The sequence below is a fragment of the Haladaptatus ordinarius genome (assembly GCF_054177595.1).
In genome coordinates this window covers 1-9427 of sequence record NZ_JBPEHH010000124.1, presented here as the reverse complement: position 1 = coordinate 9427, position 9427 = coordinate 1, and the positions used below count along the sequence as shown (strand labels likewise).

At 56.7% G+C, this 9427-nt stretch carries 6 protein-coding genes and 3 pseudogenes; 5 read left to right on the top strand and 4 right to left on the bottom strand.

All coding sequences use genetic code 11. The annotated features are described in order from the left end of the window. Window positions 1-118: 118 nt before the first annotated feature. Both ACR3FF_RS23660 and ACR3FF_RS23655 read right to left on the bottom strand, forming a co-directional pair. Window positions 119-265, bottom strand: a pseudogene (locus ACR3FF_RS23660) (RNA-guided endonuclease InsQ/TnpB family protein); the annotation flags it as partial. A 1-nt stretch (window position 266) separates the two neighbouring features. Beyond that, window positions 267-1646, bottom strand: coding sequence for a M28 family peptidase (locus ACR3FF_RS23655; protein ID WP_458190588.1), 1380 nt, complete (start codon window positions 1644-1646; stop codon window positions 267-269). A gap of 191 nt (window positions 1647-1837) precedes the next feature. On the opposite strand from ACR3FF_RS23655, the gene ACR3FF_RS23650 reads away from it, so the two are divergent. The 5 genes from ACR3FF_RS23650 to ACR3FF_RS23630 all read left to right on the top strand — a co-directional run bounded on the left by ACR3FF_RS23650 (window position 1838) and on the right by ACR3FF_RS23630 (window position 7703). Further along, window positions 1838-3538, top strand: coding sequence for an ABC transporter substrate-binding protein (locus ACR3FF_RS23650; protein ID WP_458190587.1), 1701 nt, complete (start codon window positions 1838-1840; stop codon window positions 3536-3538). 66 nt (window positions 3539-3604) lie between these two features. Beyond that, window positions 3605-4582, top strand: coding sequence for an ABC transporter permease (locus ACR3FF_RS23645; RefSeq protein ID WP_458190586.1), 978 nt, complete (start codon window positions 3605-3607; stop codon window positions 4580-4582). 4 nt (window positions 4583-4586) lie between these two features. Continuing rightward, window positions 4587-5567 (top strand): ABC transporter permease, encoded by a 981-nt coding sequence (locus ACR3FF_RS23640; RefSeq protein ID WP_458190585.1) that lies wholly within the window; start codon window positions 4587-4589, stop codon window positions 5565-5567. After that, window positions 5564-6601, top strand: coding sequence for an ABC transporter ATP-binding protein (locus tag ACR3FF_RS23635; protein WP_458190584.1), 1038 nt, complete (start codon window positions 5564-5566; stop codon window positions 6599-6601). Before ACR3FF_RS23640 ends, ACR3FF_RS23635 begins: the two co-directional genes overlap by 4 nt. Before the next feature lies 1 nt (window position 6602). Continuing rightward, window positions 6603-7703 carry an ABC transporter ATP-binding protein gene (locus ACR3FF_RS23630; protein ID WP_458190583.1) on the top strand — a complete coding sequence of 367 codons (1101 nt, stop codon included), beginning with the start codon at window positions 6603-6605 and terminating at the stop codon, window positions 7701-7703. Between the two features lie 96 nt (window positions 7704-7799). On the opposite strand, the pseudogene ACR3FF_RS23625 reads toward ACR3FF_RS23630, so the two are convergent. Both ACR3FF_RS23625 and ACR3FF_RS23620 read right to left on the bottom strand, forming a co-directional pair. Then, a pseudogene (locus ACR3FF_RS23625) lies at window positions 7800-8781 on the bottom strand (RNA-guided endonuclease InsQ/TnpB family protein); the annotation flags it as partial. Window positions 8782-8814: 33 nt separating this feature from the next. Then, window positions 8815-9249: pseudogene (locus tag ACR3FF_RS23620) on the bottom strand (transposase); the annotation flags it as partial. Window positions 9250-9427: the final 178 nt, after the last annotated feature.

Genomic DNA, 9427 nt, shown 5'->3' with positions numbered 1-9427 from the left:
CGCACGAACAGAAGTGTTCGTTGCGCTCTGTCTCCGACTCGTGGTTGCAATCACCAACTACGAGCGAGGAAACGACCCGGGCTGCGAAAAGCTATGAGATGGATTCTATGACACGCTCCGACGCAGTTGAACGAGGGTCGGTGTCACCGCGTTTGCGGTAGCCGGGCGGTCGGGCACGGTCGTCGCCGTTCCGACGTTTGCTGAACCAGCCGGTGAACGTTTCAGCGAGTTCTTCGAGAACGTGCTGAATGGATTGAGAATGAAGTTTACAGTTCGTCTGCCCAGGGCCAATCTTTCGGTTCTCCCCACGGCCACGAATCTGTCGCCTTCATCCCCACGTCGAAACCCTCGTTCAGACAGGCCTGCCGTATCTTCTCATCGTCGACGTGACTGATTTCGACGTCGCACCGGGCAAGTCGCGCGACGCCCGCCGCGCAGAGAATCGACATGTCCCGCAGGTCGCGCACGTCGAGTTTGTCGAGGGTGTCGCCGTGAGTGTGGCCCCATCCGCGCCCGCTTCCACTCGAGGAGGACCGACCTTGGACTCCAGCGACGCCACGTTGAACGAACGGCCAGTGGTCGCTATTTGGGCGAATCCCTTCCTCGGTGTGGACAGGAATCTTGTATTCCTCGCTGACGTCGCCGAATGCGTCGGCTATCGTCTCGAAGCCGTGGCTGTGAATTTCGAGGTTCCGTGAGTAGCCCGCGCCGTCGACGTTGACGATGCATTTCACGTCGTCCAAGTCGTGAGTGTGACTCCAGTAGTACGACCCGTACAGACCAGTTTCTTCGGCTCCGAAGACAATGAGACGAACTTTCGTCTCTAACTCATTTGCGATCTGCGCGAGCATCTTTCCAACTTCGACGACCATGGCGGTTCCGAACCCGTTGTCGTTCGCGGCCGTCCCTACATCGTGTCCGTCAACGTGCGCCGTGAACAACACTTCCTCGTCTGTGTCAGGGCCGATGGTTCCTTCGACGTTGTGTGAGGTGCCGCGGCCGACTTCCGACTCGACCGAGAGGTCGGCTATGACGGAGTCGTCGTCGCAGTAGCGTTGTAGTCGCGTGCCGATTTCTTTACTCGCACCGATAGCCGGAATCGTCCCCGGTCCGTTCACGATTCCGATGTTTCCGGTCGGTGGAAGCGCACCCTCGATGTGGTTGTAGAAGATGAACGCCGCAGCACCGGATTCGGCGGCGTAGTGGTACTTCTCCGATCGGTGGACCCACCGTCCGTAGTCGTCGGGTGTGAGACTGGACGCCATTACGATGTTGCCCGTGAGGTCCACGTTCTCAAAATCCTCGGGGAGACCGTATCCCATGTCTACGAGTTCACCTGTTACCTCGCCCGATGGCGTTCCTGGCAACTCAACGAGTTCGTGCGACCGATCGAACGTTGATTCTTGGTCACCGTGCGTAACGGTGAGGCTTGCATCGCCCCGCCACCACACAGGGATGGGGAATGGGTTCAACGATACATTCTCCAGTCCGACCGTTTTGAACGTCTCGGCTACGCGTTCCGCACCGAATCGTTCGCCCTCGTGCCCTGGCATTCGGTCGTTCAAATCTTCTAGCTCGGCTAGAAGTTCCCACCCAACTGTACTTCGGTAAGCGCTACCCACGACTTCATCCGGTAGTTTCGTCATCGGAGTGTGGTGTGGTGTCGTTTCACAATAGTCTTCTGATTTTCTGCGGATGCCGATTACGATCTACGATAAAAACCGACGAATTTGATATAAATATAATGGATACTGCTGCTCTGAGCGCATACTACCCCCTCTGTTGCCCAAAAATCAGAACGGTCAGAAAGATATTTATAGTGTGAGTATGGATACTAATGACCATGGCAGAGGATCACAACCAGGTGGAACGGAGAAATTTTCTAAAAGCAGTGACTGCAGGCGGTGTTGCAGGTATGACGACCTTAGCAGGTTGTTCTGGTAACAATAAAGATAACGACGGGAATGCGTCCGACGGCTCCGGGAATGGGAATAACAATGCGAGCGCAGGTAAAGGCCTCTCGACCTACACCTACGTCAACAACTCCCAAAGCTACAACCCACCAAGACATGACGCGATAAATCTCATCGCGAAACAGTTCAGCGATCTTGGACTAGACATGAACGTCGACGTGCTCGAATGGGGTACTTTGTACAGCCGCGTATCCGAAGAGTACAACTACAGTTTCGCAACATGGCACACGTTCTTCGTCTCAGAACCGGTGACTGAGCTGAACAACCTATTCAACTCTAAAAACACCGGCCCGGGGCAGGGTAACTACTCCGGCTACAAGAACTCTGACCTCGACAAGAAAATGAAGAACTACCTGGCCGAACCGAAATCCGACAAGCGAATCGACTTGGCCCACCAGATACAGAAGACACTGATGGACGAAGTGCCGACGATGCCAATCACGCAAATGCCACAGGCGGCTATCTACAACAAAAATCAGGTGGGCAACTGGCAAGCGGACCTCGCGAACGGATTCAACTCCTACTGGACGATGATAAACCTGGAGATGAAGGGCGGCGAGGACACCCTCAAGGGCTACTGGCCCGAGACGCTTTCGACGATGAACGTGCTCGGTCACAACGACGAGAGCAAGCACGTCTACCAGTTCAATATGATGTACGACTTCCTAGTTCAGCTCAACAACAAAGCCGAACCAGACCCCAATGTCAGCCTCGCTACGGACTGGAACCGAGTCAATGACACCACGATGGAATACACCATCCGCACCGACCACTCGTGGCACGACGGCGAGGACCTCACCGCCAAGGACGTCGCGTTCACGTACAACTACATCATCGAGAACGAGGTACCGCTGTATTCGACGCAGGTAGAGTATCTTAAGGATGCCAAAGCTGTTGACGAGTCAACAGTTCGAATCAATATGTCCAAACCGCTGGGGCCGTTCAACCTCGCGGTCGCGAACCTCATCCCCATCATCCCCGAACATAAATGGGCCGACAGGAAAAACCCGAGTAAGGCAAACATCCAGAAACCGGTCGGTAGCGGTCCAATGATGTTCGACTACTGGGAAAAAGGCAGCGAGTTCGGAATGAAGAAGTTCAACAAACACTTCGCTCCTGTCTCCTTCAAGAAACGGTTCTGGCGCGTTATCCCCGAAGCGTCGACAGTATGGCAGAACCTTAAGAAAGGCGACCTCAACTACGAGCCGTTCGGCCGTATCGACCGTAGTCTCGACCAGAACCAGAATCACAAGAACATCGGCACGACGTTCCAGACCGCGCCGACGTTTTGGATGTTCACGCCGAACGAGCGTAAAAAGGGTCTCGACGACGTGCAGTTGCGGAAGGCGCTCGTCGAGACCATCCCTCGGACGCCCATCGTCAAACAGATTCTGTTCGGCTTCCCGGACCCCGGCAGCAACGTCATCTCGTCAGCGTTCGGTGAACTCCACACCGATGATGTTACCAAGTATAAAGAGAGCAAAAAGGCTGCCCGAAAACGACTCAAGGAGGCCGGTTACACGTGGGATAGCAACGACATGCTTCAAGCGCCGAGCGGCAACTGAGCCGGACGAGCCAACTTCGGTGCGGAATTTCACGTAAATAAACCGTAAACAAATACACACAATAATATGGGAAAAACGAGTTTCGTTATCAGACGCACACTCCAACTTGTCGTGACACTCTGGGCAGTCGGAACAGTGCTATTCGGCCTATTTCGGCTCATGCCAGGGGATCCAACGTCGTACGTGGTTTCCTCACAAATGACCCAGGAAGCGCGTCAAAAAATCATTGCAAGCTACGGCCTCGATCAACCGCTGCACATACAGTATATCAAGTTCCTCGAGAACTTGCTGATGCTGGATTTCGGCCAATCGTTTCACTCGAACCGACCAGTCACGGACGTCATTGCGACCTACCTGCCAAACACGCTCGTACTCATGCTGACGGCGTTCATCTCGGCGTACGTTATCGGTATCACGCTCGGTGTATTATCGGGCTGGTACCGTGGCTCCCGGTTCGAGAAAAATGCAGTCATCGTCGCACTGACCGCTCGGAGCGTTCCCACATTCTACGTCGGACTTATCGTCCTGTGGATTTTCGGTGCGAATCTTGGCATCATCCCGATGAGCGGTATGACTAGCCTCGGGACCCAAAGCACAGGATTCTGGCAGATGGTGTTCACCCTAGACTTCCTGCATCACCTCCTCGCTCCGGCACTGGTGCTGGGCTTCTACTTCATGGGATACCCACTGCTCATCATGCGGTCCAGCATGCTCGAAGTACTCTCGGAGGACTTCATCGACGTCTGCCGCGCGAAAGGACTGAAAGAACGGACGATAATGTTCAAACACGCCGCTCGGAACGCGCTGCTGCCCATCGTCACGGCGGCGGCCATCGCCCTCGGCTACGCCGTCGGCGGGAGCGTCCTCATAGAGACGGTGTTCGCGTGGCCAGGTCTCGGTCGGGAGATGGTGCGAGCAGTGCTCCGGCGGGACTTCCCCGTCGCGCAGGGAACGTTTATGGTCCTCGCTACAACCATCATCACCCTGAACTTCATTGCCGACTTAGCGTACGGGTATCTCGACCCACGGGTCACTTACGATTAGAACAATGGCACAAGAAGAACACACCAGTCGGTCAATATTCACTGACCTCGACGACAGCACGTCCGATAAGGAGATCAACAAGTGGCAACGGACAGCCCGTCTCTGGCGTGAGACGCTTCGCGAACACTGGGGAAAATTGACCAGCGAACTCTCGGTCAAGCTCTCTCTGATAACCGTGGCAGCGTTCGTACTCATTGGAATCTTTGCGCCGTACATCGCGACCCACCAACCACTTAAACGCCAGTATCAGGGTGACGCCGGGATACTCATCGAGAAGTGGGCGAAACCATCGCTTCTCGGCGCCGACAACTCCTACATCCTCGGGACGACCGCAGAAGGGTTCGACATCTTCAGCCAACTCATCTACGGTACGCGTGCAGCGCTGATGGTCGGGCTCATCGCAGCAGTGTTCACCGCCGGCATTGGAACACTCGTCGGCCTTGTCGCAGGCTATTATGGCGGAAAAGTCGACGACGCGCTGATGCGGCTGGTCGACTTTCTGTACGGAATGCCGTTGTTGCCGACCGTTATCGTCCTCGTCGCAGTGCTAGGCCCGAGCCTCTGGAACATCATCCTCGCGCTGATCATCCTTCAGTGGCGTTCGACCGCTCGCGTCATCCGGTCGCAGGCACTCTCACTCCGCGAGCGGCCGTTCGTAAAGGCCGCAGAGGTCGCCGGTGCAGGCGACTGGCACATCATCAGTCGGCATCTCGCACCCAATGTCCTGCCACTAACATTCCTGTACGGTTCGTTCGGCATCGCGTGGGCCATCCTGGCCGAGGCGGGTGTCTCGTTCATCGGCCTCGGCGATCCGAACACCGTCTCGTGGGGTACGATGCTCCAGGCATCGCGAGCGTACTCAGCACTCCAGTTCGGTGCGTGGTGGTGGTTCGTACCGCCGGGCATCTGCATCGGGCTACTCGTGATCAGCGGCTTCCTCATCGGCCGCGGCTACGAAGAAATTACCAACCCCAAGTTACAATGAGTCTACTCGAAGTCAAAGACCTCGAAGTCTACTACGAAACCGAAGAAGGTCCCGCACAGGCGGTCGACGGCGTGTCATTCGAACTCGAAGAGGGCGAGAACCTCGGGATCGTCGGCGAGTCGGGTTGTGGTAAGACCACACTCGCTAAGGCGATAATCGGCATCCTCCCCGACGCCGGATACGTCAACCACGGCAGCATTGATTTCAAGGGCGATGATATAACTGGAATGACAGTTCCCGAGCGCCGTCGCCTCAAGTGGGAGGAGATATCGATGATCGCTCAGTCGGCGATGAATTCGTTGGACCCAGTGTACACCATCCGTGAACAGATAGTCGAGGCAGTCGAGACTCATCGACCAGGCACGGGCCGTGTTGAGGCCGACAAGCTGGTGACCGAGATGTTCGAACTCGTAGGACTGGACCCAGATCGCGCCGACGATTATCCCCATCAGTTCTCCGGCGGGATGCGGCAGCGCGCCATGATCGCGATGGCGCTCGTGCTCGAACCGTCGCTGATGTTGGCCGATGAGCCGACTACAGCGCTTGATGTCATCATGCAGGATCAGATCCTCAAACGCATCAGCTCGATCCAACAGGAGATCAACTCCTCAATGCTGGTCATCACCCACGACGTGAGTGTCGTCGCTGAGACATGCGATCGTGTCCTCGTGATGTATGCCGGGAAAGTAGCGGAAGAGGGACCGGTCGAAGAGATATTCGAACAACCGTATCACCCCTACACGATCGGCCTGAAACGGGCGTTCCCGAACATCCGGATGAGTGACCAGGACCTACTGTCCATAGCGGGGTATCCACCCGAACTGGTGGACCCGCCTCAGGGCTGCCGATTCGCCGAGCGATGTCCGATGGCGACCGACCGGTGTCGCGAGGAGGAACCTGAAGCACAGTACATCAACAGCCTGCGGTCGTACTGCCATTATGCCGACGAGATCGATGCGGAACTGCGGCCGTACGCCGACAACGCACGAACGTGGAACCAGACCGCTGCAGCCCAAGACGTCGGAGGTGATTAAGATGAGCGACGTACTCCTCGAAGTCGACAATCTCAAGAAACACTTCAAGGTCGATCAGGGGTGGATAGCAAGTCTAATGCAGTCTGTCTCCGGTGGAGAACCGGAATACGTCCACGCCGTCGACGGCGTCAGTTTCGATCTTCACGCGGGCGAAACTCTCGGGCTGGCAGGCGAGTCCGGCTGCGGCAAGACCACAACGGGAATGTCGCTGGTGAAGCTCCATGAACCGACCGACGGCGACATCGTCTACAACGACAAGGAGCTTTCGAAGGCCAGCGACGCCGAACTCCAAAAGTTCCGGCAGAACGCGCAGATGATATTTCAGGACCCGTTCGAGAGCCTGAATCCCCGGATGACGGTGTACGACATCGTGGCCGAACCGCTTCGAATCCACGACATTCGCAACGAGACTGCGCGGGTCCAGCGCGCACTGGAGTTCGCGGAACTCCTTCCGGCCGAGCAGTACTTCGATCAGTACCCACACGAGCTGTCCGGAGGTCAGCGCCAACGCGTCGCCATCGCGCGTGCACTTGTGCTTGATCCCGATTTCATCGTCGCGGACGAACCGGTGTCGATGCTGGACGTTAGTCTTCGAGCCGGAGTACTGTCGCTGCTGGAACGGATGACCGACGAGTTCGGACTTTCGGTCGTCTACATCAGTCACGACCTCTCGTTGCTCCGGCATATGTGCGACCGCCTCGCCATTATGTACATGGGCAAAATCGTCGAGAAGGGGCCGACGGACCAGGTAATCGAGAATCCCCAACATCCCTACACGCAGGCACTCATTAATGCGGTTCCCGTTCCCGACCCGGACGTGGGACGTGAGCGAGTCGAGCTACAGGGCGAAGTAGGTGACGTTATCGACATTCCGACTGGCTGTCGGTTCAAGGCCCGCTGTCCAAAGCACATCGGCGACGTCTGCGACAAAGTCGTCCCGCCGTTGGAACAGAAGGCGGACGTCAACGGAGAGCAAGCCATCGCCTGCCATCTCTACGAGAGCGCCGAGGGGTACGATCCCTACGAGGAGTTGGCAGGCGAACGTCGAAAGGGCGAAGCCACTACGAGCGACGACACCGAGTCGGCACCGGCAGACGACTGACCTATCCCTCTCGCATGTAAACTACCCCACCCTGCTCGCTCACGGGATCCCCCGCTCGCTCCCGGAGGGTGGGGCTTTGATGTGGACTCCCGGCAATCAGTCACCAGCAATCGGCCGGTGACTCTTGGCGTTCACCATCCCACCATTCACACGCGCGTCTACTGGTGCGTCTACGCTCCCCGGCTTGGGCGAGGAACGGAGTCTGTGGTGTCGCTTTCGAGCAGACCGGAGCCCGATGTTTTTCGCCGCGTTGTAGTCCGCATTCACTTCATAGCCGCACTTCAAACAATGGAAGTGTTCACCGTCGCGGTTGTCTTCGTGTGTGAATCCACAATCCGTCCGAGAACAGCGTTGAGACGTGTGGTTCGGTGCGACCTGTTTCGCTTCGACACCGCGTTCCGGGCCCTTGTAATTGACGTACTCGTAGAGCCGTCGGAACGCCCAGATGTGGTGCCACTTCGCCTGCGGAAGCCGCTCTCGAATGTCTGTCAAGTCTTCGAACACGATTACGTTGCGGTTGTGTTCGACGGCTTCCGAGACGATTTCGTTGGCGACGGTGGGGATGAACTGTTTGCGCCATGCTTCTTCGCGTTTTCCGAGGCGAAGGAGCACGTTGTACGCGGCTTGCGTCCCGCGCTGTTGTCCCTCACCACGCCGCTTCTCGCACTCACGGCACCAGTGGTCGTACTCGTCGCCCTGCCAAAACGTTCCCGTCGAAGCTACCGCGAGACTGTTGACGCCGAGGTCGATACCGAGGACTATTTGGTGCACGGTATCTGCCGAAACCTCAGACTCGTCGTCTTCACCATCCACTGTCGTGCTTCCGGGTTGTGATGTGGAAGTAGAACTCGTCGGTAGCTTTGTCGTATTGAAGCGTGCTCGCCCGGAACTCGTAGTCTTCCGGGAGAACGTATCGTTCGTAGGGCGTCGGACTACTCGCCGGAAGGTCAAAGTCGCACTCGACACGTCCGTTGACGGTCGAGAGGGAAACACGGTCGCGGTAGAAGGTCGCACTGCGCTTGTCGTAGACCATGCTCCACGACGTGAACTCCGGGCGGCTCACTCGTTTGCCTGGTTTCGGCTCTGGTGAATCGCCATACAGCGCTTGATTTCACTGGATCACGGCTCGCTTGATGTTGTGAACGACACATTTCACGACGAGTTCACGAAATTCTCGGTACCAGGTGCGAGCGTGCACGGCGACGCCGTGCGTGCTCTTAATCGCCGAGAAGACGGTCTCACACATCGATCGTTGGCGGTAGCGAGGCCCATCGACCCGCGCGTTATGCGCGTGGTCGATGGGCCGGAAGATGCGATGTTTAATCAGCGGTCTCACGTCCTCTTCACGGAGTTTCTCGCGTAACTCCATCCAGTCGTAGCCTTTGTCAGCGGCGAGGCTGGACAGGTCGCCTGCGTTGCGGCAGGCGACCTGCCAGCCGAGCCGTGTGTCGTGCGTTTTCTCGGTCATGCAATGAACGTCAAGGACAGCCTGAGTCTCTGTGTTGACGAGCGCGGTCGCTTTGAGTGTTTGAACGCGATAATTCGTCCAAACTACTGACCTTGAGAATTCAGCCTGAGTGACATCCTCCCGCGCCTAAAGACCTATCTCTTACCCATAAGTCAGTGATAGAGAGAAAATCTAATCAAATGAGATCTGAGAAGAAGGAATGAGTCAAAATGCGGTCATTATTGGAACTGAACCTTGAGTCGCTATGAGTACTCTG